Annotated in this window: 24 protein-coding genes; 16 read left to right on the top strand and 8 right to left on the bottom strand. The window is 68.1% G+C overall.

The window, feature by feature from the left end; translation table 11 throughout:
- The first annotated feature begins 251 nt into the window (after positions 1 to 251).
- Entirely contained in the window at positions 252 to 1,472 is a 1,221-nt protein-coding gene (locus tag JJL56_RS09210; protein ID WP_145623293.1) for a polyhydroxyalkanoate depolymerase, read from the top strand.
- A gap of 50 nt (positions 1,473 to 1,522) precedes the next feature.
- Here JJL56_RS09210 and JJL56_RS09215 read toward each other — a convergent pair whose 3' ends face one another.
- Entirely contained in the window at positions 1,523 to 2,608 is a 1,086-nt protein-coding gene (locus JJL56_RS09215; RefSeq protein WP_145623294.1) for a COX15/CtaA family protein, read from the bottom strand.
- A 192-nt stretch (positions 2,609 to 2,800) separates the two neighbouring features.
- Between JJL56_RS09215 and JJL56_RS09220 the strand changes: the two genes are divergently transcribed.
- Complete coding sequence (locus JJL56_RS09220; RefSeq protein ID WP_200484954.1) at positions 2,801 to 6,295, top strand: pyridine nucleotide-disulfide oxidoreductase; 3,495 nt, start codon at positions 2,801 to 2,803, stop codon at positions 6,293 to 6,295.
- Positions 6,296 to 6,354: 59 nt separating this feature from the next.
- Here the strand turns inward: JJL56_RS09220 and JJL56_RS09225 are convergent, their stop codons facing one another.
- Positions 6,355 to 6,846, bottom strand: a complete 492-nt coding sequence (locus tag JJL56_RS09225; protein WP_200484955.1) for a lysozyme — start codon at positions 6,844 to 6,846, stop codon at positions 6,355 to 6,357.
- A 139-nt stretch (positions 6,847 to 6,985) separates the two neighbouring features.
- Positions 6,986 to 7,249, bottom strand: coding sequence for an usg protein (locus JJL56_RS09230; protein ID WP_200484956.1), 264 nt, complete (start codon positions 7,247 to 7,249; stop codon positions 6,986 to 6,988).
- 295 nt (positions 7,250 to 7,544) lie between these two features.
- On the opposite strand from JJL56_RS09230, the gene groES reads away from it, so the two are divergent.
- From groES to JJL56_RS09265, 7 genes are all read left to right on the top strand, one after another.
- Entirely contained in the window at positions 7,545 to 7,835 is a 291-nt protein-coding gene (gene groES, locus JJL56_RS09235) for a co-chaperone GroES (protein WP_145623298.1), read from the top strand.
- Positions 7,836 to 7,887: 52 nt separating this feature from the next.
- A complete protein-coding gene (gene groL, locus JJL56_RS09240) occupies positions 7,888 to 9,531 on the top strand; it encodes a chaperonin GroEL (protein ID WP_145623299.1) in 1,644 nt (547 codons plus the stop codon).
- A gap of 197 nt (positions 9,532 to 9,728) precedes the next feature.
- On the top strand, positions 9,729 to 11,423 hold the full coding sequence (locus JJL56_RS09245; RefSeq protein ID WP_200484957.1) for a catalase: 1,695 nt from the start codon (positions 9,729 to 9,731) through the stop codon (positions 11,421 to 11,423).
- 237 nt (positions 11,424 to 11,660) lie between these two features.
- Positions 11,661 to 12,665, top strand: coding sequence for a cytochrome-c peroxidase (locus tag JJL56_RS09250; protein ID WP_345772557.1), 1,005 nt, complete (start codon positions 11,661 to 11,663; stop codon positions 12,663 to 12,665).
- An 84-nt stretch (positions 12,666 to 12,749) separates the two neighbouring features.
- A complete protein-coding gene (locus JJL56_RS09255; RefSeq protein ID WP_200484958.1) occupies positions 12,750 to 13,898 on the top strand; it encodes a NapC/NirT family cytochrome c in 1,149 nt (382 codons plus the stop codon).
- A 109-nt stretch (positions 13,899 to 14,007) separates the two neighbouring features.
- A complete protein-coding gene (locus tag JJL56_RS09260; protein WP_145623302.1) occupies positions 14,008 to 14,271 on the top strand; it encodes a hypothetical protein in 264 nt (87 codons plus the stop codon).
- 123 nt (positions 14,272 to 14,394) lie between these two features.
- Positions 14,395 to 15,657 (top strand): BaiN/RdsA family NAD(P)/FAD-dependent oxidoreductase, encoded by a 1,263-nt coding sequence (locus tag JJL56_RS09265; RefSeq protein WP_200484959.1) that lies wholly within the window; start codon positions 14,395 to 14,397, stop codon positions 15,655 to 15,657.
- 22 nt (positions 15,658 to 15,679) lie between these two features.
- Here the strand turns inward: JJL56_RS09265 and JJL56_RS09270 are convergent, their stop codons facing one another.
- Positions 15,680 to 17,854 (bottom strand): transglycosylase domain-containing protein, encoded by a 2,175-nt coding sequence (locus JJL56_RS09270; RefSeq protein ID WP_145623304.1) that lies wholly within the window; start codon positions 17,852 to 17,854, stop codon positions 15,680 to 15,682.
- Positions 17,855 to 18,061: 207 nt separating this feature from the next.
- Between JJL56_RS09270 and JJL56_RS09275 the strand changes: the two genes are divergently transcribed.
- Positions 18,062 to 18,373, top strand: a complete 312-nt coding sequence (locus JJL56_RS09275) for a polyhydroxyalkanoic acid system family protein (RefSeq protein WP_014239097.1) — start codon at positions 18,062 to 18,064, stop codon at positions 18,371 to 18,373.
- Positions 18,374 to 18,379: 6 nt separating this feature from the next.
- Here the strand turns inward: JJL56_RS09275 and pspF are convergent, their stop codons facing one another.
- Positions 18,380 to 19,384 carry a phage shock protein operon transcriptional activator gene (pspF, locus tag JJL56_RS09280; protein WP_145623305.1) on the bottom strand — a complete coding sequence of 335 codons (1,005 nt, stop codon included), beginning with the start codon at positions 19,382 to 19,384 and terminating at the stop codon, positions 18,380 to 18,382.
- A 164-nt stretch (positions 19,385 to 19,548) separates the two neighbouring features.
- Here pspF and JJL56_RS09285 point away from each other — a divergent pair, with 164 nt between their 5' ends.
- From JJL56_RS09285 to pspC, 4 genes are all read left to right on the top strand, one after another.
- Positions 19,549 to 19,695 (top strand): hypothetical protein, encoded by a 147-nt coding sequence (locus JJL56_RS09285; RefSeq protein ID WP_014239099.1) that lies wholly within the window; start codon positions 19,549 to 19,551, stop codon positions 19,693 to 19,695.
- A 46-nt stretch (positions 19,696 to 19,741) separates the two neighbouring features.
- Entirely contained in the window at positions 19,742 to 20,413 is a 672-nt protein-coding gene (gene pspA / locus JJL56_RS09290; RefSeq protein WP_145623306.1) for a phage shock protein PspA, read from the top strand.
- A gap of 110 nt (positions 20,414 to 20,523) precedes the next feature.
- Positions 20,524 to 20,751, top strand: coding sequence for an envelope stress response membrane protein PspB (pspB, locus tag JJL56_RS09295; protein ID WP_014239101.1), 228 nt, complete (start codon positions 20,524 to 20,526; stop codon positions 20,749 to 20,751).
- 45 nt (positions 20,752 to 20,796) lie between these two features.
- Positions 20,797 to 21,198 carry an envelope stress response membrane protein PspC gene (pspC, locus tag JJL56_RS09300; protein WP_145623307.1) on the top strand — a complete coding sequence of 134 codons (402 nt, stop codon included), beginning with the start codon at positions 20,797 to 20,799 and terminating at the stop codon, positions 21,196 to 21,198.
- 72 nt (positions 21,199 to 21,270) lie between these two features.
- Here the strand turns inward: pspC and JJL56_RS33650 are convergent, their stop codons facing one another.
- Together JJL56_RS33650 and JJL56_RS09305 are read right to left on the bottom strand one after the other, a co-directional pair.
- Positions 21,271 to 21,393, bottom strand: coding sequence for a hypothetical protein (locus JJL56_RS33650; protein WP_014239103.1), 123 nt, complete (start codon positions 21,391 to 21,393; stop codon positions 21,271 to 21,273).
- Positions 21,394 to 21,713: 320 nt separating this feature from the next.
- Positions 21,714 to 23,267 (bottom strand): diguanylate cyclase, encoded by a 1,554-nt coding sequence (locus JJL56_RS09305; protein WP_145623309.1) that lies wholly within the window; start codon positions 23,265 to 23,267, stop codon positions 21,714 to 21,716.
- Positions 23,268 to 23,614: 347 nt separating this feature from the next.
- Between JJL56_RS09305 and JJL56_RS09310 the strand changes: the two genes are divergently transcribed.
- Entirely contained in the window at positions 23,615 to 24,085 is a 471-nt protein-coding gene (locus JJL56_RS09310) for a DUF411 domain-containing protein (RefSeq protein ID WP_145623310.1), read from the top strand.
- A gap of 113 nt (positions 24,086 to 24,198) precedes the next feature.
- The gene (locus tag JJL56_RS09315; protein WP_145623311.1) at positions 24,199 to 24,903 is read left to right on the top strand and encodes a phosphatase PAP2 family protein; all 705 of its coding nucleotides are present in this window, start codon (positions 24,199 to 24,201) and stop codon (positions 24,901 to 24,903) included.
- A 153-nt stretch (positions 24,904 to 25,056) separates the two neighbouring features.
- On the opposite strand, the gene JJL56_RS32800 is transcribed toward JJL56_RS09315, so the two are convergent.
- Positions 25,057 to 25,240: hypothetical protein (locus JJL56_RS32800; protein WP_211111789.1), on the bottom strand; the 184-nt coding region annotated here is incomplete at its 5' end.

Raw genomic sequence — 25,240 nt, forward strand, 5'->3', positions numbered from 1 at the left:
TTCCGCGTGCGCGCCTTTTTCTTTGGGCTTGATCCTTCGGCCTTGCCTCCTTTGCAGTGCAGCATTGCACGGTCTGTTTCGTGTCGCTGACTGTTTCCCATGTAAGTTTTTTGCCCGAGAACGGGTGTCGGCTATTGACCTTTCGGATAAGGGCTGGCCAATCTATTGGTTGGTCATACGACCAATGACAGCCGTTCAATGACAGCACCCAGCCGACCGGGCGTGGGATCAACCGCCGAAGCGAGGACCTGTTGCTTTACCATCTCTACGATCTGCAGCACGCCGCCCTGCGCCCGATGCGCCTCCTGGCCGAAGCGACCCAGCACACCTTCCAGAACCCGTTCAGCCCGGTTTCCTACACCCGCGCCGGTCGCGCCATGGCCGCCGGCGCGGAACTGCTGGAGCGCACCACCCGCCGCTTCCCAAAGCCGGAGTTCGGCCTGAAGACGACGGTGGTGAACGGCGAGACGGTGGCCATCACCGAGCGCATCGCCCACCGCAAGCCCTTCTGCAACCTGCTGCACTTCGCCAAGCCGGAGGGCACCCCGGCGCAGCCGCGCGTCCTGCTGGTCGCCCCGATGTCGGGCCACCACGCGACGCTGCTGCGCGGCACGGTGGCGGCGCTGCTGGCCGACCACGACGTCTTCATCACCGACTGGATCGACGCCCGGCTGGTGCCGCTGGCGCGCGGCCGGTTCGACCTGGACGACTACATCGACACGGTGACGGAGCAGATCCGTTTCCTGGGGCCGCAGACCCACGTCATCGCGGTGTGCCAGCCGGTGGTGCCGGTGCTGGCCGCCGTGTCGCTGATGGCGGCGGGCGACGAGGCGGTGCAGCCGCGCTCGATGACGCTGATGGGCGGCCCGATCGACCCGATGGCCAACCCGACCGTGCCCGTGAAGCTGGCGGCGACCCACCCGCTGTCCTGGTTCGAGCGCAACGTCGTCACCACCGTCCCGGCCTATTATCCGGGCGGCTTCCGTCAGGTTTATCCGGGCTTCGTCCAGCTCTCCGGCTTCATGTCCATGAATTTGGACCGCCACATCGGGGAGCATGTCGGCCTGTTCCGCCACCTCGTCCGCGGCGACGGCGACTCCGCGGAGCAGCACCGCCGCTTCTACGACGAGTATCTGTCGGTCATGGACCTGTCGGCGGAATTCTACCTGCAGACCATCGAGACGGTGTTCCAGAAGCACGCGCTCGCCAACGGCACCATGGAGTCGCGTGGGCGCAAGGTGGAGCCGGCGGCGATCCGCCGGACCGCCGTGATGACGGTGGAGGGCGAGCTGGACGACATCTCCGCCCCCGGCCAGACCGAGGCGGCGCACCGCCTCTGCGCCTCGCTGCCGGACGACCTGCGCGCCCGCCATTTCCAGAAGGGCGTCGGCCATTACGGCATCTTCAACGGCCGGCGCTGGCGCGAAAGCATCATGCCGGCGGTGCGGGACTTCATCCGCAAGCACGATTGAGTCCCGTCAGCCCCCGCCCGCCGCGCTGCGGCGTGGCGGGGGACTTCCGTTCAGCGCTTCGGAACGCCCACCGGGCGCAGCTCGTGGAGCAGCCAGACCAGCCCGGACACCAGCAGGATCGCGCCGGCCTGATGGGCGGCGCCCAGCGGTATCCACACGAAGCTCAGCAGCGTGGCGATGCCCAGCCCGATCTGCACCAGCACCATCGCTGCGGTCAGCAGCGCCACCCTCCCGGCGCGGCCGGGCAGGCGGGCCACCCACACCCGCAGGGCCAGCCCGAGCACCACAAGCCCGGTCAGCAGCGCCAGCGCCCGGTGCGCCAGCTGGATGGCGGCGGTGTTCTCAAAGACGTTGATCCACCAGGGCGTCAGGTTGGCGACCTCCGGCGGGATGATGTGGCCGGCCATCAGCGGGAAGGTGTTGTAGGCCAGCCCGGCGTCCGTTCCGGCGACGAAGGCGCCCCAGACGATGGTGACGCCGGTCAGCCCCAGGGCCCAGCGCGCGTGCTTGCGCAGCCGGCCGGACTCGGTCGCCCAGCCGGCCAGCGGCAGCGGGTCGAGAATCCCCAGCGCGGTGCGCAGCAGCAGCCCGTAGATCACGATCGCCGTGCCGAGATGCAGCGCCAGTCGGTAGTGGCTGACGTCGGGCCGGTCGACCAGCCCGCTCTTGACCATGTACCAGCCGATCACCCCCTGGAGCCCGCCGAGCAGGAACAGCCCGGCCAGCTTCGGCCACAGGTCGGCGGGAATGCGCCCGTTGACCCAGAAGCGCAGGAAGGGGATCAGGAAGACGAAGCCGATCAGCTGGCCCCAGAAGCGGTGGAACCACTCCCACCAGAAGATCTGCTTGAAGGCCGCCAGATCCATCGCCGCGTTGTGGATGCGGAACTCCGGCGTGGTCTGGTAGAGGCCGAAGACACGGTTCCATTCCGCCTCCGACAAGGGCGGCAGGATGCCGATCAGCGGCTTCCACTCGACCATCGACAGGCCGGACTCGGTCAGGCGGGTGATGGCGCCGATCACCGCCATGGCGAAGACCATCGCGCAGCAGACGAGAAGCCAATAGGCGATGGGGCGGGTGGAGGCGGGGTCGCGGACGTCTTTCCCGGCGAGGGCGGGGGCGGTGATGTCGGTCACGGACGGGCGGCTCCGGATGATGCGGAAAAGTTCCGGGGGATAGGGACCTCCGGCTCATGTGGGGTGCGGCAACGGCTGCGTCAAACGGACACGGGTTACCCCGCCGCACCGGACACCGGTTTCGGGTGAAGGCGGCGCGCCGCGGGTGTTACAAATATCAGTCTTACCAACGGCTTCGGATGCGGGGCGGCGATGGCGGACCTCACCCTTGGCTTCGGCCTGTCGTTCCACGAGCTTTATGGGCAGGACGGGTTGGCCCGGCTCGACCGCGCCTTCCTCGCCCGGCTGTCCGACACGGACGTGGCGCTCGCCAACCGGCTGCTGTCCGCCCGTGCCCAGCCCGACCGGCTGGAGGCCAAGGCGGAAAGCGACCTGCTGATCGCGCTCGCCCCCCACGCCGAGGACTTCATCGGCGATCTGTTCGGAGTCCGCGCCGCGCTCGACGAACTGCGCGCCCGCCACACGGAACTGGCGCCGCTCTACACCGCCAAGCGCCTGTTCGTTCAGCGCCGCGCCGCCAAGGCGGTCAAGCCGGAGGCGGTCGCGGCCCTCGACGGGGCGGAGCTGGCCGCGCGGCTGGAGGACTGGCTGGGCGGCCCGCTGACCGAGGCCGCCTTCGCCCGGCAGGTGCTGGCCTGGATGGAGGACGAGGCCGCCCACGCGGATCAACTGGACAGCGCCGCCCAATACGCCGCCTGGGCGGTCTTCAGCGAGGCCGGGCGCGCCCGGCACGGCGGCGGCGTGCTGTTCCAGCTGCCGCACCGCACCGACCCGCAGCGTCTCGTTCCCGTGGAGACGGTGGAGCGGCACGGCGTCACCATGATGCGCCTGCCCGATGGGGCGTGCCGCGAGCGCCAGGGCTTCCACCTGACCGACCCCGGCACCGATCTGGCGGGGGCGCTGGACGAGGCCAACTACTGCATCTGGTGCCACAACCAGGGCAAGGACAGCTGCTCGAAGGGGCTGCGCGACCGCAAGACCGGCGAGTTCCAGAAGAGCGCCTTCGGCGTCGCGCTGGCCGGTTGCCCCTTGGAAGAGAAGATTTCCGAGATGCACGCGCTGAAGGCGGACGGCGTGCCGATCGGGGCGCTGGCCGTGGTGGTGGTCGACAACCCGATGTGCGCGGCCACCGGCCACCGCATCTGCAACGACTGCATGAAGGCCTGCATCTATCAGAAACAGGAGCCGGTGGACATCCCGCAGGCGGAGACCCGCACGCTGAAGGACGTGCTGGAGCTGCCCTGGGGCTTCGAGATCTACAGCCTGCTGACCCGCTGGAATCCACTCGACCTGCGCCGTCCGCTGATGCGGCCGGACAGCGGCTACAAGGTGCTGGTGGCCGGGCTGGGGCCGGCGGGCTTCACGCTGGCGCATCATCTGATGAACGACGGCCACACGGTGGTCGGCATCGACGGGCTGAAGATCGAGCCGCTGCCCGCCGACCTCTCCGGCGTCCTGCCCAGCGGCACGCGGGTGCCCTTCCGGCCGATCCGCGACGTGCGCGACCTCTACGACCGGCTGGACGAGCGGGTGATGGCCGGCTTCGGCGGGGTGGCCGAATACGGCATCACCGTGCGCTGGAACAAGAATTTCCTGAAGGTGATCCGGCTGCTGCTGGAACGCCGGGGGCGCATGACGATCATCGGCGGGGTGCGTTTCGGCGGCACGCTGACCATCGACGGGGCGCTGGAGCTCGGCTTCGACCACATCGCCCTGTGCATGGGGGCGGGCAAGCCGACCGTCGTCCCGATGGCGAACGGGCTGGCCCGCGGGGTGCGGCAGGCCTCGGACTTCCTGATGGGGCTGCAACTGACCGGGGCGGCCAAGCCGGACAGCATCGCCAACCTCCAGGTCCGGCTGCCCATCGTGGTGATCGGCGGCGGGCTGACCGCCATCGACACGGCGACGGAGGCGCTGGCCTATTACCCCGTCCAAGTCGAGAAGTTCCTCTCCCGCTACGAGGTCCTGGCGGCCGAGCGGGGGGAAGCGGCGGTGCGCGCCCGCTGGACGCCCGACGAGGCCGAGCTGGCCGACGAGTTCCTGGCCCACGCCCGCGCCATCCGGGCGGAGCGTCTGGCGGCGGGGGACGAGGGGAGGGAGGCGCGCGTCACGGCGCTGCTGCAATCCTGGGGCGGCTCGACCATCGCCTACCGCCGCCGCCTGATCGACAGCCCCAGCTACACGCTGAACCACGAGGAGGTGGCGCACGGGCTGGCCGAGGGCATCCGCTTCCTGGAATGCGCGGCCCCGCGCGGGGTGGAGATCGACGGATCGGGGGCCGCTCAGGCGATCCATCTGGCGATCAGCCCGGTCGGGCCGGACGGGGTGGTGGCGCCCGCCGCGGTGGACGCCCGCCTCCCCGCCCGCACCATCCTGGTCGCCGCCGGCACCCAGCCGAACACCGTCCTGGCCCGCGAGGAACCGGACTGGGTGGAGCTGGACGGACGCTGCTTCCGCGCCATCGACGAGGACGGCCGGCCGGTGACCCCGGAGCGGCAGGCCAAGCCGGCCCAGGCTCATGTGCTGATGGCCCGTGCGCCGGACGGGCGGTTCCTCAGCTTCTTCGGCGACCTGCACCCGTCCTTTGCCGGCAACGTGGTGAAGGCGATGGGCGGGGCGAAGCGCGGCTATCCGGTGGTCAGCCGCGCGCTGGCCCGCCGTGCGCCAACCTCCGTGACGCCGGAGGCGCTGGTGCGGCGCCTGAACGCCGAACTGCGACCCCTGGTGCACGGCGTCACCCGCCTGACCCCGACCATCGTGGAGGTGGTGGTGAAGGCCCCGGCCGCCGCACGCCGTTTCGAACCCGGACAGTTCTACCGGCTCCAGAATTTCGAAACGCTGGCGCAACGGATCGGCCGGACCACGCTGGCGATGGAAGGGCTGGCCCTGACCGGCGCCTGGGTGGACAAGGAGGCCGGGCTGCTTTCCCTGATCGTTCTGGAGATGGGCGGCTCGTCCGACCTCTGCGCCCTTTTGAAGCCCGGCGATCCGGTGGTGGTGATGGGGCCGACCGGCGCCCCGACCGAGATCCCGGAGGGCGAGACGGTGGCGCTGGTCGGCGGCGGGCTGGGCAACGCCGTGCTGTTCTCCATCGGGCAGGCCTGCCGGGCGCGCGGCAACCGGGTCGTTTATTTCGCCGGCTACAAGCGGATGGAGGATCGTTACAAGACCGAACAGATCGAGGCCGCCGCCGACCGAGTCGTCTGGTGCTGCGACGAGGCGCCGGGCTTCACGCCGTCGCGCCCCGGCGACCGGACCTTCGTCGGCAACATCGTGGAGGCCATGCGCGCCTACGCGGCGGGCGAACTGGGGCCGGCGGACATCCCGCTGGAGACGGTGGACCGGATTGTCGCCATCGGCTCCGACCGCATGATGGCGGCGGTGGGGGCAGCCCGGCACGGCGTGCTGAAGCCGTATCTGAAGCCCGGCCATGCGGCCATCGGCTCCATCAACTCCCCCATGCAATGCATGATGAAGGAGATCTGCGCCCAGTGCCTGCAACGGCACACCGACCCGGCGACCGGCGAGGAGACGGTGGTCTTCTCCTGCTTCAACCAGGACCAGAGCCTGGACCGCGTGGATTTCGCCAACCTGAACCAGCGGCTGCGCCAGAACGCCGTCCAGGAAAAGCTGACCGCCCAATGGATCGATCGCGGCCTGCGGCTGACCGGCCAGCGGAAGGGGTGAGGGAGGCACCCCCCTCACCTTAACCCTCTACCCAGAGGAGAGAGGGCTATTCAGAACGATCACGCACCCGTCGCGGTGCTGACCGCCGCCTGGGGCAGCGGCTCGGTGGAGCTTTCGAACAGGTCGGCCTCGGCGGCGCGGCGCTTGACCAGACCCGGAAGCTGCGTCTTGACGCCGTTGACCGTGGCGTAGACCCAGCGGCTGAACTGGCCGGCGGCGCCTTCGTAGTCGCCCTGGTTCAGCAGGCGCAGCAGGGTCGAGCATTGCAGGCTGCCGGCCCCCAGGTTGAACACGAAGGAGGCCAGCGCGCCGCGCTGGTTCGGGTTCAGCGCGACGGTGACCAGCTTGTCCACCTGGGCGGCGGCGGAGGTCAGGTCCGACTTCAGGAAATCGTCGGCCTGGGTGGAGGAAATGCTCTGCCCCAGTTCGACCCCGGCGGTGTGGCCGTAGCCGATGGTCGGCACCCCCGCCGGGCACAGGTAGGCCTTGAGGTAAAGACCCTCGAAATGCTTCACAAGATTGACCGCTTCTTCGCAAACCGGCGTCGTCATGTTCGTCTTCCCCAGCGTGTCGTGAACGTGCATCGGCACGAACTGTTCGTGCTTGGGGAAGGGTATCCGAAGCAATAAACGCCTAAAAATGGTTTATTTTTTCACATTCACCCGCTTCGGATGAAGGCTTGGCCGGGTGTCAGTTCCAGCGGAATTCCGCAGCCACCGCGCGAGCCTCCACCGGTGTGATCAGGCGGTTGGTCGCCAGCTTCACCGAATGCAGCTTGCCGTCCAGGTTGGCCTGCCAGAAATCCAGGAAGCGGCGCAGCACGGGGTAGCCGGGCGCGAGGTCCAACTCCTGCCAGAGATAGCTCTGCAGCAGGTGCGGGTGGTCCGGCATGTGGTACAGAATCTCCGCCGTGGTCAGGCGGTAATCGCGAAGCTGAAGCCCCAGACTGGCCATGCTCTGCCTCCGTGATGGTGGAACCGATGGCGTCCTTCCGCAGCGTCCTGGTGATTCTTTTGTAAAAGTGTGCCGTTCGCGAATGCTGGGTGCAACAAAAATTTATGTTGTCTTTCAATGGATTAGCAGCAAGGTGGGGCGGTTGCTGCCAGGAATCGCACCGATTGCCCTCAACGACCCTCTTGAATCGAAACCGCAGCTCGATTAGCTGTCTGGCACTCGCCGGGGGAGAGTGCTAACAGCCCCGAGCCCGGCGCCAATCCTTTCAATAAGCCTTGATCCTGGAGGCATCCCCATGAAGTTCCGTCCGCTGCACGACCGCGTCGTCGTCAAGCGTCTGGAGTCCGACACCAAGACCAAGGGCGGGATCATCATTCCCGACACCGCGAAGGAGAAGCCCCAGGAGGGCCAGGTCATCGCGGTGGGTCCGGGCGCCCGTGACGAGAGCGGCAAGGTCGTTGCGCTCGACGTGAAGGCCGGCGACCGCATCCTGTTCGGCAAGTGGTCGGGCACCGAGGTGAAGATCGAGGGCGAGGATTTCCTGATCATGAAGGAATCCGACATCATGGGCGTCGTCGAGGCCTGAGCCTCCGCCCGCGCCGAGCGATCCAACCCCCCGAATTTCAAGGAAGTGAGCAATGGCTGCCAAGGAAGTTAAGTTCTCCGCCGCCGCGCGTGAGAAGATGCTGCGCGGTGTGGACATCCTCGCCGACGCCGTGAAGGTGACGCTGGGTCCGAAGGGCCGCAACGTCGTGATCGAGAAGTCCTTCGGCGCTCCGCGCATCACCAAGGACGGCGTCTCGGTCGCCAAGGAAATCGAGCTGTCGGACAAGTTCGAGAACATGGGCGCCCAGATGGTGCGTGAGGTCGCGTCGAAGACGAACGACCTGGCCGGCGACGGCACCACCACGGCGACCGTTCTGGCCCAGGCCATCGTCCGCGAGGGCGTGAAGTCGGTGGCCGCCGGCATGAACCCGATGGACCTGAAGCGCGGCATCGACCTCGCCGTCGAGACCGTCGTGGCCGACATCCGCGGCCGCGCCAAGAAGGTCACGACCAACGACGAGATCGCCCAGGTCGGCACCATCTCGGCCAACGGCGAAGTCGAGATCGGCAAGATGATCGCCCAGGCCATGGAGAAGGTCGGCAACGAGGGCGTCATCACGGTGGAAGAGGCCAAGAGCCTCGAGACCGAGCTGGACGTCGTCGAGGGCATGCAGTTCGACCGCGGCTACCTGTCGCCGTACTTCATCACCAACGCCGACAAGATGATCGCGGACCTCGAGAGCCCGTTCATCCTGCTTCACGAGAAGAAGCTGTCGGGCCTGCAGGCCCTGCTGCCGGTCCTCGAGGCCGTCGTGCAGTCCTCGCGTCCGCTGCTGATCATCGCCGAGGACGTCGAGGGCGAGGCCCTGGCGACCCTGGTCGTGAACAAGCTGCGTGGCGGCCTGAAGGTCGCCGCCGTGAAGGCCCCGGGCTTCGGTGATCGCCGCAAGGCGATGCTGGAGGACATGGCCATCCTGACCGGCGGCCAGGTCATCTCCGAGGATCTCGGCATCAAGCTCGAGAACGTCACCATCGACATGCTGGGCACCGCCAAGAAGGTCGTGATCTCCAAGGAGAACACCACCATCGTCGACGGCGCCGGCTCGGCCGAGGACATCCAGGCCCGCATCGGCCAGATCAAGGCGCAGATCGAGGAGACCACCTCGGACTACGACCGTGAGAAGCTGCAGGAGCGTCTGGCGAAGCTGGCCGGCGGCGTTGCCGTCATCCGCGTCGGCGGCGCCACCGAGGTCGAGGTGAAGGAGCGCAAGGATCGCGTTGACGACGCGATGCATGCCACCCGCGCCGCGGTGGAAGAGGGTGTCGTCGCCGGCGGCGGCTCGGCCCTGCTGTACGCCACCAAGGCCCTGGACTCCCTGAAGCCGATCAACGACGAGCAGCGCGTCGGCATCGAGATCATCCGCCGCGCCCTGCAGGCCCCGGTCCGTCAGATCGCCTACAACGCGGGCACCGACGGTTCGATCGTGGTCGGCAAGCTGCTGGACCAGAACGACGCCAACTTCGGCTACGACGCCCAGAAGGGTGAGTTCACCGATCTGGTCGCCGCCGGCATCATCGACCCGGTGAAGGTGGTTCGCACCGCCCTGCAGGACGCGGCCTCGATCGCCGGCCTGCTGATCACCACCGAGGCGATGATCGCCGAGAAGCCGGAGAAGAAGGCTGCTCCGGCCGGCATGCCGGGTGGCATGGACGACATGGGCGGCATGGGCTTCTGATAGCCCGCGTTTCCCAGCGCGTTTGCGGAAAGGGCGGTCCCTCGGGGCCGCCCTTTTCCGTTTGGCCATCTCCCTGACGGACAGGGTGCCGTCGGCCGGTGTTTTAGTTTGGAACGCTTCCAAACTTGAGGACGTTGACCTCCCAACCGGACGCCCCAGAGGTGCGCCGGCACGGCTTGCTGTTCAGGGAGAAAGCGATGGATGACCAGTCGAAGACTCTGACCAACCGTCAGGGCCACCCGATCACCAACAACCAATCCCAGCGCACCGTGGGAGCCCGCGGTCCGGCGACGCTGGAGAATTACCAGTTCCTGGAGAAGATCTCCCACTTCGACCGCGAGCGCATCCCGGAGCGCGTGGTCCACGCCCGCGGTTTCGTCTGCTACGGCGAGTTCGAGGCCACCGGCAAGATCGGCGACGAGCCGGCCTCCACCTACACCCGCGCCAAGCTGTTCGGGCAGGCCGGCAAGAAGACTCCACTGGCCATCCGCTTCTCCACCGTCATCGGCGGACGCGATTCGTCAGAGGTGGCGCGCGACCCGCGCGGCTTCGCGGTCAAATTCTACACCGAGGACGGCAACTGGGATCTGGTCGGCAACAATCTGCCGGTCTTCTTCATCCGCGACGCCATGAAGTTCCCGGACGTCATCCATTCGCTGAAGCCCGATCCGGTGACCTTCCGGCAGGAACCGAACCGCATCTTCGACTTCATGAGCCAGACGCCCGAATCCATGCACATGCTGACCCATCTGTTCAGCCCGCGCGGGATTCCGGCCAACTACCGGCACATGGAAGGCTTCGGCGTGAACACCTACAAGATGGTGAACGCCAACGGCGACACGGTGCTGGTCAAGTACCACTTCCACCCGCGCTGCGGCGTCGCCTCCCTGACGGCGGAGGAGGCGGCGAAGGTGCAGGGGCAGGATCTCGGCTCCGCCTCCAAGGACCTCTTCGAAGCCATCGACCGGGGCGAATACCCGCAGTGGGATGTGTATGTCCAGATCATGGAGGACCACGACCATCCCGAACTGGACTGGGACCCGCTGGACGACACCAAGATCTGGCCGGAGTCGGACTTCCCGCTGCGCCATGTCGGCGTCATGACGCTGAACCGCAACGTCGAGGACGTCTTCAACGAGAACGAACAGATCGCCATGGGCACCGGCGTGCTGGTGGACGGGCTGGACTTCTCCGACGACAAGATGCTGGTCGGGCGCACCTTCTCCTACTCCGACACGCAGCGCTACCGGGTCGGTCCCAACTATCAGCAGTTGCCGATCAACCAGGCGAAGAACGCGCCGGTCGCCACCAACCTGTCGGGCGGGCAAATGTCCTATCAGCGCGATCTGGCGCCGGGGCAGAACCCGCACGTCAACTTCGAGCCGTCCATCCACAACGGCCTGACCGAGGCCCAGCGGGAGGAGCCCAACAACCCGCCGGAAATCCACGGCCGTCTGACCCGCAGCGTGATCGAACGCCGCAACGACTATGCTCACGCGCGGGGCCGCTATTGCACCATGATGGACTGGGAGCGCGACGATCTGGTTCTGAACATGGGCACCCTGCTCGGCCAGTGCGAACGCGACGTCCAGGAACGCATGCTCTGGCACTTCTTCCTGGTTCATGACGACTACGGCAGCCGGGTGGCCGGCATGCTGGGCATGACCGCCGCCGACGTGGCCGGCTTGGCCCCCCTGCCAAAGCAGGTGCTGACCGACGAGGACCAGAAGCGGCTGAAGGCGCTGGGCAGGAACGGCGACACGATCGACCCGAAGGCCTGGGGCCAGTGGACCGGTTCGGTCAAGGTCCACCGCGCCACGGCGGACGAGGTGGCGAAGGGCATGCCGTCCGGCGCGCAAGGCGGCATGACCAGCCAGGCGGCCGCCGATTAGGCACAACCTAAGATCATCGGTCGGTTGGCGTCCCGATAGGGGCGGCGGGTTGTCCCGCCGCCCCTTTTTCATGCCGGCACCGATGACTGTTTTGAGTAGGCACAATTCGTGTACGGACATGCGACACGTTGCCGCGCGACACGCCTGTCACTGGTATCACCAGAGTGGGGCGTGTCACTGTCATTTTGCATCAAGGCATTAGCCAAAATATTAGAACTTCGATAAGGGAGAAGTGCGATGTCCATGCGTGCTGCCGTGTCGTTCGCGGCCATGCTGGCGGCCTCCGTCGCCACCTTCGGCGTGCCGGCGTTCGCCGCCGACGAACCGATTTCGCCCATCGAGCCGGCGAAGATCACCAATCCCGGATTGGTTGAACTCGGCAAGAAGCTGTACTTCGATCCCCGGCTGTCCAAGTCCGGCTTCATCTCCTGCAACTCGTGCCACAACCTGTCCATGGGCGGCACCGACAACCTGAAGACCTCCATCGGCCACAACTGGCAGCAGGGTCCGATCAACTCGCCGACCGTGCTGAACTCCAGCCTGAACGTCGCGCAGTTCTGGGACGGCCGCGCGCTGACGTTGCAGGAGCAGGCCGGTGGTCCGATCGCCAACCCCGGCGAGATGGGCTCCACCCACGCGCTCGCCATCGAGGTGCTGCGCTCCATTCCGGAATATGTGCAGGAGTTCAAGGACGTCTTCGGCGAGACCAAGATCACCATCGAGGAGGTGACCAAGGCCATCGCCGCCTTCGAGGAAACGCTCGTCACGCCGAATTCCCGCTTCGACAAGTGGCTGAAGGGCGACAAGAAGGCGCTGACCACCGTCGAGCTGGAAGGCTACGAGCTGTTCAAGGATTCGGGCTGCACCGCCTGCCACAACGGCTCCGCCGCCGGCGGCAACACCTTCCAGAAGATGGGCGTGGTCGAACCCTACAAGACCACCAACCCCGCCGAGGGCCGCATCGCGGTGACCAAGGAGGAAGCCGACCGCTTCAACTTCAAGGTTCCGACGCTGCGCAACGTCGCTCTGACCTACCCCTACTTCCACGACGGCCAGGCCACGACCCTGTCCGACGCGGTGGACGTCATGGGCCGCATCCAGTTGGGCAAGAAGTTCTCGCCGGACGAGAACGGCAAGATCGTCGCCTTCCTGAAGACGCTGACCGGTGACCAGCCGAGCTTTGCTCTGCCGATCCTGCCGCCGTCCACGGACAAGACGCCGCAGCCGCATCCCTTCGACTGACGGTTCGGGGGTTGGATGGGGCCGGGCGTCATTGGGGCGGCCCGGCCCCATTCTTTTTATTGAGGGTAGTTGCAAGGTATCGACATGCGGTGGGGATGGAAGACGGTGGGCGGCTTCGGGGCGCTCGCGCTGGCCGGTCTGGTGGGCGTCGTCGTCGGGGTGGTCGGCTGGGGCGGTTTCAACACCGCGATGGAAGCCACCAACAGCATGGAGTTCTGCGTCTCCTGCCACGAGATGCGCGACAATGTGTATGTCGAGTACAAGACCTCGCCGCATTACCAGAACGCCTCCGGTGTGCGCGCGACCTGCGCCGACTGCCACGTCCCCCGCGACTGGACGCACAAGGTGATCCGCAAGGTGCAGGCGTCCGGCGAGCTGTATCACTGGCTCATCGGCTCGATCGACACCAAGGAGAAGTTCGAGGCCAAGCGCCACACGCTGGCGCGCCGCGAATGGGACCGCATGCGGGCCACCGACAGCCAGGAATGCCGCAATTGCCATTCCTTCGGCGCCATGGACTTCCACAAGCAGACGCCGAAGGCGGCGAGCGCCATGGAAGGCGCGGAGAAGGCCGGCAAGACCTGCATCGACTGCCACAAGGGCATCGCCCACAGCTTCCCCGACGTCACCGCCGGCCATCGCCACCTTTTCGCCGGCCTGTCGGACCAGGCGAAGGCGCTGGCCCTGAAGCCCGGCGACACCGCCTACGCCCTGACCAGCCTTGCCCTGTACAGCGCGCCACCGGCGCCGGGAACTGGTGTAGATGGCGAGATCGCCGCGGCGACTCCGGTGAAGGTCCTGGCGGCGGAGGGCGGCGCCCTGAAGGTGGAGATCACCGGCTGGCAGCGCGGCGACGCCACGCAGACGCTCTACGCCCGACCGGGCAAGCGCATCACCACGGTCAAGCTGAACGCGGCGGCGGGGAGCCAAGCGGCGGCGCTGCGCAGCGTCACCGATCCGGAGACCGAACAGGAGTGGACGGAGGTCCGCCTGACCGCCTGGACCGGGGCGGGCGGCTATGTGGCGACGCTCGGCGCGCTGTGGGATTACGGGGCGCGGGTCTATGACGCCAACTGCTCGCTCTGCCACACGCTGCACCCGCCGGACGCCTTCGACGCGAACGCCTGGATCGGCAAGATGAACGCCATGAAGCGGCTGACCCGGCTGGACGAGGACGAGGGCCGCCTGCTCCTGACCTATTTGCAGAGCCATGCGAAGGACGGCACGCGATGATCGCTGCGGCGAGAACCCGAAGCTGCTAAGAGGGGTTTTCTACCACGGGCCAGCGCTGAACACGCCGCGCCCGACGGCAGACGACCACTTGAGAAAGAGGACTCCCGCGATGTCGACTCTGCACAAACAAGCCATGGAAGCGGTGCTTCAGGCCGCCTCTCACGACATCGTCGGCACGCTCCAGGAGCGTGGCGTCACCGACAAGCACAGCGAGGAGGGCGACCTCGTCGTTCTCGACGTCGCGATCCTGCACGCCTACCGCATCTTCATGCGGATCTGCGAGGAGAACGGGCTGGAGGCGGACGCGGGCTATTTCGCCGACATGGCCAACGACCTTGCCGACGAGGTGGCCCAGGAGGACGACGCGGACTGATCCGGTCCCGCGCCGCCGATTCCCGCTTCTTGAGTGCCCCGGTCCCGTCCGACCCTGCTTTTTCCTTTGGCGAAGGCGGTGCGGACGGGACCGGTCGACATCCTTCACCCCTCGGGGGACCCGATGACCGACGCCCCTGACACCGCCTTCTCTCCCGACGCCTTCTCTCCCGACGCCTTCTCTCCCGATGTCGCGATCATCGGCGCCGGCCCGGCCGGGCTGATGGCGGCGGAGGTCATCGCCGCCGCGGGCCGCTCGGTCGCCGTCTTTGAGCGGATGCCCACCCCGGCGCGCAAGCTGCTGCTGGCCGGGCGCGGCGGGCTGAACCTGACCCATTCCGAACCGCTGGACGCCTTCACCGCCCGCTACGGCGCGCAGGCCCCGCTGTTCGCCGAGTTGCTGAGCGGCCTCTCCCCGGCGGACCTGCGCGATTGGGCGGCGGGGTTGGGGATCGAGACCTTCGTCGGTTCCAGCGGGCGCGTCTTTCCGGTGCAGATGAAGGCGTCCACCCTGGTCCGCGCCTGGCTGCGCCGGCTTGAGGGGCTGGGCGTCTCCCTGCACACCCGCCATCGTTGGCTCGGCTGGAACGCTGCCGGCGCGCTGCGCTTTCAGCGGGGCGACGGCACCGAGACCACCGTCGCCCCGCGCGCCACTCTGCTGGCGCTGGGCGGGGCGAGCTGGCCGCGCACCGGCTCCGACGGCGCCTGGACCGAGCTTCTGGCGGCGCGCGGAGTGGACATCGCGCCGCTGCGCCCGTCCAACATGGGCTTCGAGGTGCCCTGGTCCGATCACCTGCGCGAGCGCTTCGCCGGCCAACCGGTCAAGAGTGTCGGCCTCGCCTTCGGCGACCGGCGGCTGAAGGGCGAGTTCGTCATCACCGAAACCGGCATCGAGGGCGGCGCCGTCTACGCGCTGAGCGCCCCGCTGCGCGACGCCATCGAGCGCGAGGGCTGGGCCGCCCTGACCATCGACCTGATGCCGGACCTGCCGGAGTCGGCGATCGCCAAACGGCTGCGAGGCCGTGGCGCGGAGTCGCTGTCCACCTTCCTGAAGAAGTCCCTGTCGCTGACCGGCCCGCGCGCCGCCCTGCTGCGCGAGTTCACCCCGGCCTCCGAGCTGTCCGACCCGGCGGCGCTGGCCCGCCACATCAAGGGCCTGTCGATGGTGCTGACCGGGGTGCGGCCCATCGAGCGTGCCATCTCCACCGCCGGAGGTATCCGGCTGGCGGAGCTGGACGCCTCACTGATGCTGACCCGCCTGCCGGGGACCTTCGTCGCCGGGGAGATGCTGGATTGGGAGGCGCCGACCGGCGGCTACCTCCTCCAGGGCTGCTTCGCCATGGGTGCGCGGGCTGGGAAGGGCGTGCTGGGGTATTTGGGGGGCTGAGTTTTCGCCCTACCCTTGCCCCTCACCGCACCGGATTGCCGTAGTCATACTGCACCTGGGGCGCGCTGCCCTTGCCGGTCAGGCTCTCGATCAGCGAGCCGATGCCGCCCGCCACGCCGCCCGCCGAACCGCGCGCCGGCGCCGCCGCTGGGGTGGCGCGGGCGGGTTCGGCGATGCCGCCGGAGGCGACATAGGCGGGGGCGCCCTCCATCCCCGGCAGGGGGCGGGGCGGGCGTCCGGCGTGGGCGTCCAGCATGAAGCCCTGCCACAGCTTGGCCGGCAGCGAGCCGCCGGTGACCCGCTTCATCTCGGCGTTGTTGTCGTTGCCCAGCCACACCCCGGCCACGAGATCGGCGGTGAAGCCGACGAACCAGGCGTCGCGGTAGTCCTGGGTGGTGCCCGACTTGGCCGCCGCCGGACGGTCGAGTCTGGCCGACTTGCCGGTGCCGTACTCGATGACGCCGGTCATCATGCGGGTGAGCTGCACCGCGTGCGCCGGGTCCACCACCGGGGCGGAGCCGCCGGCCTGCCGCCGGTACAGGACGTTGCCGTCGCGGTCCCTGATCTCGGTGATGGCGTAGGGCCAGACCGGAGCGCCGCGGTTGGCGATGCCGGCGTAGCCGCGGGTCAGCTCCAGAAGGTTGACCTCGCTGGTGCCGAGCGCCAGCGACAGGTCCTTGCCCATCGGCGAGTTGATGCCCAGCCCCGCCGCCACCCGGCGCACCCGCTCCACCCCGATGCGGTCGATGATGCGCACGGTCGCGGTGTTGGACGAATGGGCCAGCGCGTTGGCCATGGTGACGGTGCCGCGGAACTTGCCGTCGTAGTTGCCGGGGCTCCAGCCGCCGATGCGGACCGGGGCGTCCTCGACCGGGCTGTCGGGCGACCAGCCGGCCTCCAGCGCGGCCAGATAGACGAAGGGCTTGAAGGCCGAACCCGGCTGGCGCATCGCCTGGGTGGCGCGGTTGAACTCGCTGTTGTCGTAGTCCCGCCCGCCGACCAGGGCGCGCACCGCGCCGTCGGCGGTCATGGCGACCAGCGCGCCCTGGCGGGCGTTGGCGGCCGCACCGGGGCCGGACAGGATCTCCTCCAGCCGCTGCTCCGCCGCGCGCTGCAGCTTGAGGTCCAGCGTCGTGCGCACCACCACGTCGCCGTGGCCGGAGCCGACGAAGGCCGAGACCAGCTCCGTCACCCAATCGGCGAAGTAGCGCCCGTCGCCGCCCGGCTTGCGCTTGGCGGAGGGCGGGGCGTTGCGCGCCGCCTCCAGCTCCTGCGCGGTGATGAAGCCGGCGTCGACCATGGCGCCCATCACGACGCGCGACCGCTCCGCCGCCTCGTCCGGGTTGGAGGATGGGGCGTAGCGCGAGGGCGCCTTCAGCAGGCCGGCGATGATCGCCGATTCCCGCAGGTCGAGCTGGGTCGCCGGCTTGCCGAAATAGGTGCGTGACGCCGCGTCCACGCCGAAGGTGCCCGCCCCCAGATAGACGCGGTTCAGATAGGCGGTGAGGATCTGGTCCTTGGTGAAGCGGTGTTCCAGCCACAGCGCCAGCATGGCTTCCTGGATCTTGCGCTTCAGCGATTTCTCGGGCGTCAGGAACAGGTTCTTGGCGAGCTGCTGGGTGATGGTGGAGCCGCCCTGCGCCGAGCGCCCGGACCGCCAGTTGACGTAGAGCGCGCGGGCCAGACCGATGGGATCGACGCCGAAATGCGAGTAGAAGCGCCGGTCCTCGATGGCCAGCACGGCCTGGATCAGATGCGGCGGCAGGTCGCTCACGCCCAGCGTCGTGCCGTGCAGATCGCCGAAGCGCGCGAACTCCGACCCGTCCGCCGCCAGCACGGTGACCGAGGCGCGCCGTTCGAACTGCGCGACCTTGGAGATGTCCGGCAGGTCCAGCGCGAACCAGGCCAGCACCGCGCCCAGCGCGATGCCGCACCACACGCCCGCGACCGTCCCGGCATAGACCAGAGTGCCGAGGATCGTCCGCCGCCTGCCGCCGCCTCTGGCCGCTTTCGGGGCGGCCTTGCGCGGCGGTGGGGCGGGCTTGCGGGGTTTCTCGGCCTTGGGTTTCTCGGGCTTGGCGGGCTTTTCCGGCTTGGGCGCGCGCTTGGGCAGGCGGGGGCGCAGCGCCGGCTCCTCGCCGCGCGTCTGGATGGGGCGCGGCCCCGCAAAGAGTTCGCCCGATCGATCGTTGCTCACGGCGCGGTCGCGGCCCCCAAGAAGTCCATGCCCGATGAAATCTGTGATGGAAAGCTATACGCCGCCGCCCCGTTGCGACGAAAGAGCGCCCGCGAAAGAGATAAGATTTGTCTTAGCACCGTTGCAGATGGATGACGGGGGTGGAAGAAAAGCCGCTGCGGACTGTTGTTTCCATGAACAAGCGTTGACGCAGCGGAGAGTCTGTTCATGTCGAAGCCCCTGACCGTTTCCATTCCCCACAAGCTCGGCCGGGACGAGGCGAAACGGCGCGTGGCGGAGGGGGTGGGGCAGGCCCGCTCCCACCTCGCTGCGGTCGCCAGCAGCATGGACGACCATTGGACCGACGACCGCGTGGATTTCCGCGTGGTGGCGATGGCACAGACCGTCACCGGCTTCATCGACGTGCAGGACGACAGCGTCACCGTGGAGGTGCAGCTTCCCTGGGCGCTCGGCCTGCTGGCGAACAAGGTGAAGGACCGGCTGCAGAGCAAGGGCACGCTGCTGCTGGAGAAGAAATAGCCGCCCCTATTCGGGCTTGCCGATCAGCCCGTGCTTCTTCAGCAGCCCGCGCAGCTGGTGATAGCCGAGACCCAGCGCCTCGGCGGTCTGGCGCTGGTTGAAGCGGTTGCGTTCCAGGGCCGTTTCCAGCAACCCGGACTCGAAGCGCCGCACCTTCTCCTGGAAGCCTCCGGCGGCAACAGGCACCTCGTTCGTCGCGACGTCCGGTGACGGGGCGGGTGCCATCGGCGCCTCAGGGCGCCAGGCGGAGGCGAAGGGGTCGAGCAGGATCTCCTCCACCGGCCCCTCCGGGTCGGACGCGGCGACGGAGCGCTCCACCGCATTGCGCAACTCACGCACGTTGCCCGGCCATCCGTGGTCCAGAAGCTGTTGCAAGGCCCGCGGGGTGAAGCCGGGGAACAGGGACCGTTCCAGCTCCCGCACCATGCCCAGCGCGAAATGCTCGGCGAGCACGGGGATGTCCTCGCGCCGGGCGCGCAGCGGCGGCAGGGTCACCACGTCGAAGGCCAGCCGGTCCAGCAGGTCGGCGCGGAATTGCCCGGCCTCGGCCAGCGCCGGCAGATCGGCGTTGGTCGCCCCGATCACCCGCACATCGACGGTCTGGGTCCGCCCGCCGACCCGCTCGATCTCGCCATACTCCACGGCGCGCAGCAGTTTTTCCTGAACGGCGGCGCTGGCCGTGGCGATCTCGTCCAGAAACAGTGTGCCGCCGTCGGCCTGCTCCACCCGCCCGATCTGCCGCCGGATCGCCCCGGTGAAGGCTCCGGCCTCGTGCCCGAACAGTTCCGAGTCGAGAAGACTTTCGGTCAGCGCGGCGCAATTCACCTTCACGAAGGGACGGTCCCAGCGCCGGGACAGATAATGCAGGCGGGCGGCTATCAGCTCCTTGCCGGTCCCGCGCTCCCCGATGACCAGCAGGGGGCGCTCCAGTGGCGCCACGCGGGAGACATGGGCAAGGACCGCGTGGAAGGCCGGGGACTCCCCGAGCAGAGGAGGCGGATTGGTTTGCATGGTCAAAAGGACGAAGAGTTAGCGGATTTCTTCATTCTATCGCGAAATGAGCGATGCTCCAAGTCCGGCCTCCGGCCGCACGCTCCAGGAAATCCAAGGCTTTGCGGGAATTTCCGGCTTTGGCACGGCCATTGCGAAGAAGGGGACCAAACAAGGAGACCCGCATGAGCCACTACAGCGACTACCACCGCCGCTACACCCGCGAGGCCCGTCCGCTGGCGGCGCGCATCCGGACCTACCTGACCTCCCGCCCGACCGAGAGCTGGGCGTTCTTCGCCGCGGGCCTTCTGATCGCGACGATCCTCGGCTGACGCCATCAACGCCCGACCCTAAGCGACCAAGAACGGACACATCCCCATGAGCATCTTTTCGCGCCTGACCGACATCGTGCAGTCCAACCTCAACTCCCTGCTCGACCGCGCGGAGGACCCGGAGAAGCTGATCCGTCTGATCATCCAGGAGATGGAGGACACGCTGGTCGAGGTGCGCTCCTCCACGGTGAAGATCATCGCCGAGCGCAAGGAGATCGAGCGCCGCATCGCCGACCTCCACCGCGAGCGCGACTCCTGGGACCGCAAGGCCGAGACCGCGCTGACCCACGACCGCGAGGATCTCGCCAAGCAGGCGCTGCTGGCCAAGTCGCGCGCCGCCGAGGAGGCCGACGTCCTGACCGCCCAGCTGGCCCAGGTCGAGGAGGCCCTGTCCAAGTCCAACGAGGACATCAGCCGCCTTCAGGCCAAGCTGACCGACGCCAAGAACCGCGAGAAGGCGCTGGTCGCCCTTACCAAGACGGCGGCCAACCGCGTGCGCGTCCGCTCCACCCTGCATGACGAGCGGATCAACGACGCCTTCTCCCGCTTCGAGCAGGTGGAGCGCAACCTCGACGAGCTGGAAGGTCGCGTGGAGGCCTACGACGTCGGCCGCACCAAGACGCTGACCGAGGAGATCGCGGATCTGGAGGCCGACAAGAAGGTCCAGGACGAGCTGGCCGCGCTGAAGGCCCGCGTCGCCGCGCGCCGGGGAAGCTGATCCCACACCGGCGTCAACACTGGCCCCGACATCGGGGTTGGCGTTGAGCCCCCTCTCCCGCCGGTATGCGGGAGAGGGGTTTCCCAAACAACAAGAAAGGCCGTCCCCCGATGAGCGGTTTCAGCTTCGTCCTCGCGGCGCTCTTCATGACCGTGGTGGCACCGCTTTGGATCATCTTCCACTACATCACCAAATGGCGCGGGCAGCGCGGGCTGTCGGCCCAGGACGAGCAGCTTCTGGCCGAGCTGTGGGACATCTCGAACCGCCTGGAAGGCCGCATTCACGCGCTGGAACGGGTGCTCGACGCGGAGTCCCCCAATTGGCGCGACAAGCTCTGAGCCAGCCGCATTCCACGATCAATCCGACCTGACGGGAGCCCGACGATGGACCGTTCTTCGCCCTACGACTCGCCGAACCCGCACCGGCTCTACCGCGATCCGCAGCGTGGCGTGGTGGGGGGCGTGTGCGCCGGCATCGCCGATTATTTCGGGTTCCGGCCCGGACTGGTGCGGCTGGCCCTGGTGCTGGGCCTGTTCTTCTTCATGCCGCCGGTGATCCTCGCCTACGTGATCGCGGTGCTGGTCCTGCCGGTCAAGCCGCCGGCGGTCTACCGCAACCCGGAGGAGGAGGCCTTCTGGCGCGGCGTGTCGATCAAGCCCGACCGCACTCTGGCCGGCTTGACGCAACGCTTCCGCGATTTTGAAAAGCGTGTGGGAAACCTGGAAGCGCACGTGGCTTCCAAAGACTACGAACTCAACCGCGCGATCCGGAATCTGGACCGCTGACGGCAGCCCCGGAGCGCCTCCGGGGCAAGGCCGCCGCCCGACCGCAGCGCCGCCTGTGGCGGCGCCGTGGGGTCAGCGCCGACGGCGGTTCCGGCTGCGCACGCGCACCGGCTTCATGGCCGGGCGGGCGGCAGCGAGGCCGGCGAGGGCCGCAGCCATCGCTCCAACGAGCACGACCAGATCGAGATCCATCATGACTCCTCCGCTTGACCCGATCAGAATGACGCAACTGTGAAGGACATGGTAGCGAAAAGAGGTGACAGCAACCGTCCGTCCGGCAGATGACCGCCGCCGGAGCTCCCCCAGACGGGGAAGCCTATCCGTCCGGAGCATCAGTCGAGGCGGGGCTTCACCGAAAGAATGGAGAGGCCCGTGTGCTCGGGATAGCGGGCGTTGGTCTTCTCGCGGGCCTTCCTTTCGTCCAGTCCCCCGACCAGCAAGCGGCGGCCCCTCTTCCAGCGCTGCAGCGCCGTCTTCTCCAGGCCGCCCGTCGAGGCGCGCGCCGTGACGCCGGATCAGGGGCAAGCCGGCGATTTCGGTTCGTCCGCCAGGCACACGCGGTCCCGTCCGGCCAGCTTGGCCTCGTAGAGCGCGGCGTCGGCCCGGCGCAGGGTCAGTTCGATGGAGGGCTCCGCGGCGCTCCATTCGGCCACGCCCAGGCTGGCGGTGATGGGAATGGCCCGGCCGTCGGTCACCACCGGGCTTTCGGCGATGGCGGCGCGCACCCTCTCGGCCACGATGCGCCCCCCGGCAAGGTCGGTTTCGGGCAGCAGGGCGACGAACTCCTCTCCGCCGAAGCGGGCGAGTTGGTCCGAGGTGCGCAGGGCCTCGCGGGCGCGGACCACCACCGTGCGCAGCGCCTCGTCCCCGGCGGCGTGGCCGTGGCCGTCGTTGACCGCCTTGAAATTGTCGAGATCGAGCAGGAAGACGCTGAGCCGCCGCCCGTGCCGGTGCGCCCGCCCCAGCTCCGCCGCGGCGAGGTCCAGGAAATGCCGGCGGTTCCACACGGCGGTCAGCGGATCGACCGTGGCCAGCCGCTCCAGCTTGGCGTTCGCCGCCTCCAGCGCGCGGGTGCGTTCGGCGACGCGGGCCTCCAGCGTCTCGTTGGCCTCGCGCAGCCGCTCATAGAGGCTGACATTGGCGAAGCTGATGGCGATCTTGGAGGCGAACACCTCGACCAGCGCGCGGTCCACATCGTCCAGAGGCCGGTCGGTGTGAATCCAGGCCGCCACCTCGTGCCCGTCCGGCACGCGGATGAACAGGGTCGTCTCGTTGGGGCCGTAATGGCTCCGGCGGCTGTGGAAGGCGTCGGTGATGCGGTTGGCGAGGGCCGGCGGAATCACGGCTCCGGTCGGCGAAGCGGTCTGCCCGGCCGCCTCGGCGTAGCAGCCGGCCCCGGCCAGCACGTAGAAGGCGCCGTCCGGCAGCGGCCGGCCGGTGGCGCCGCGCTGGGCGCACAGGATGGCGTCGGGCTTCACCCGCAGGAAGGCGGACAGCTGGGTCAGCACTCCGGCCGCGAACTGCTGCATGCAGCGCAGTTCGAACAGGCGGTCGGTGGATTGGATGATCTGCTGAAGCCCGCGGCGGTTGGTCTCCAGCGCCACGATGTCGGCGTAGGCGCGCAGGGCCGCGACGACGGAGGTGAACAGCTTCTTCGCCGTCAGCTCCGCCTTGGATTTGTAGTCGTTGATATCGTAGGCGAGGACCACGTCCTCCTCCGGCGCCTGTCCCGGCTGGCCGGTGCGCAGGATGATGCGGATGGCGTGGTTGTTCAGCTCCTCGCGGATGGTGCGGACCAGCCGCAGCCCGGCGTCGTCCGTCTCCATCACCACGTCCAGCAGGATGATGGCGACGTTGGGCGTGCAGCGCAGAATGGCCGCGGCCTCGCCCGCCGACAGGGCGCTGACGAGCGACAGGCGCCGCCCCTTGTAGCGCAGACCTCCCAGCGCCAGCCGGGTGACCGCATGGACCTCGGGTTCGTCGTCGGCGATCAGCACGATCCACGGCTCCGCTCCATCCTCAGGTGGCGGCGGTTGGTCGTCGTCTGCGAACAGAAGGTCGGTTTCCATGCTGTGCGTTCCGCCCGTCCTGTCCGTCCGTTCAGCCTGCCCGTTCAGCCTGCCCGTCCGTTAGGCCTGTTGCCGGCCAACAACCGGTTTCCCGGCGGTGCCGGTCAGGGTTTGCCACGCGGATTGCTGCCATTCAGCGGTAACCGATGCAACTTCACCTGCGCAACGGGTTCGTTATCCTTATGGAATGAATTTCGTCCTTTCGCAACCGTCGGTCCGCGCCGCGTCGTTTGACCACGATCAAAGCGGGCGGTGGCGGCGGGCGGCAGACTGCGTTGAAACGGGATGGCCGCAAGCCATCTTTCCGCCAGTCTGTGGAGCGGGTGTTGCGAATGTTGGATCGTCGGATGTTTCTCACGGCCATGGGGGCGAGCCTGACGGTGGGCGCCCTGGCCATCGCGGTGCGCAGCCTGGCCGGCACGACCCCCGCCTCGGCCTCCTCCGCGGCCAAGCCGGAGGTGATGGTGTGGAAATCGCCGAGCTGCGGCTGTTGCGGCGGCTGGGTGGACCATATGCGGGCCGCCGGCTTCCCGGTGACCGTGCAGGAGGTGGATGATGTGGAGCCGGTGAAGATGCGCCTCGGCGTGCCCGCCCGGCTCCAGTCCTGCCACACCGCCCTGGTCGGCGGCTATGCCCTGGAGGGCCATGTGCCGGCCGACAGTGTGCAGCGGCTGTTGCGCGAACGCCCGGCGGCGGTCGGCCTCGCCGTTCCGGGCATGCCGCAGGGCTCGCCGGGCATGGAAACCGGGGTAAAGGACCCCTACGACGTCGTTCTGTTCGGTGCGGGCGGCGGCGACAGCGTGTACGAGCGGCGCTGACCCTTCCGGGATAAGCCCGATAACCGGCGCCCTCGGGGCTTGCCCTTCCGTTCCTTGCTTCCAGCGGCTGGCCTTGCAAAGGCCGACCCACTTGGCGGAACGGAGGGAACGGCGTGACCACGGCATTCGATCTTGTCATCATCGGCTGGCTGAACGGCTACAGCCGCGCCAGCATGGCGGCGGACAAGACCATCTATGTCATCGCCCAGAGCGACCTGCTGAAGGGCGGCGTGCTGATGGCGCTGCTGTGGTGGTGCTGGACCCGGCGCAGCGGACGGCTGATCGGACCGGACCTCTACGCCGTGCGCACCATCGCCGGGGCGCTGCTGGCCATCGCTATCGGGCGCGGGATGCAGAACTTCCTGCCGATGCGCCTGCGCCCGGTGCATGATCCGGAATTGGGCTTCGTCGTCCCTTATGATGTGAACGCCTGGGCGGTCGACGGCTGGAGTTCCTTTCCCAGCGACCATGCCGTGCTGTTCTTTGCGCTGGCCGCTGCCCTGTGGTGGTCGAACCGGCTGGTCGGGGCCTTCGCCTTCCTGTGGACGCTGGTGGTGATCTGTTTGCCGCGCGTCTATCTGGGGCTTCACTTTCCGACGGACATCCTGGCGGGCGGGGTGGTCGGTGTCCTCATCATGGCGGCGGTTCTGGCTGTCCCGGTGCCGGAGCCGCTGACCCGCCGCTTCCTCCATTGGCAGGAGGCGCAGCCGGGGATCGTTTACGCGCTGGCTTTCCTGGTGACGCTTCAGATGGCGACCCTGTTCGCCAACGCCCGGCGGCTGATCGAGGGGGCGATGACCGTCCTTCTGGGCTCGTGATGCGGTGCAGCGAAAAAATGGACGGCGGTGAAAAAAGCGCTTGCCGGGCTAATCCAACCCGCCTATAACCCGGCTCCCACGACGCCGGGGCCGCTGAGAAGCGCGACGGCGGCAGGGAAAAGGCAGAGATGCCGAAGACGAGACGAAGTAACGTCAGGCCAGCGTGACAACAAAGGCTTGACAGGCCAAGTCGAACCTTCTAGATACAGCGCCCCGACGCGCCGCACCGAACTCCGGTGACGCAGCGCGGAACGGGCAGCGGTCCTTCACTTGGGATCGCGGGATCTTGGATATCGTTGATACCGTGTTGTGAGAAGGGATGCGCAGGCGGCGGTTT

This window comes from Azospirillum aestuarii (assembly GCF_016632405.1).
GTDB lineage: Bacteria > Pseudomonadota > Alphaproteobacteria > Azospirillales > Azospirillaceae > Azospirillum > Azospirillum aestuarii.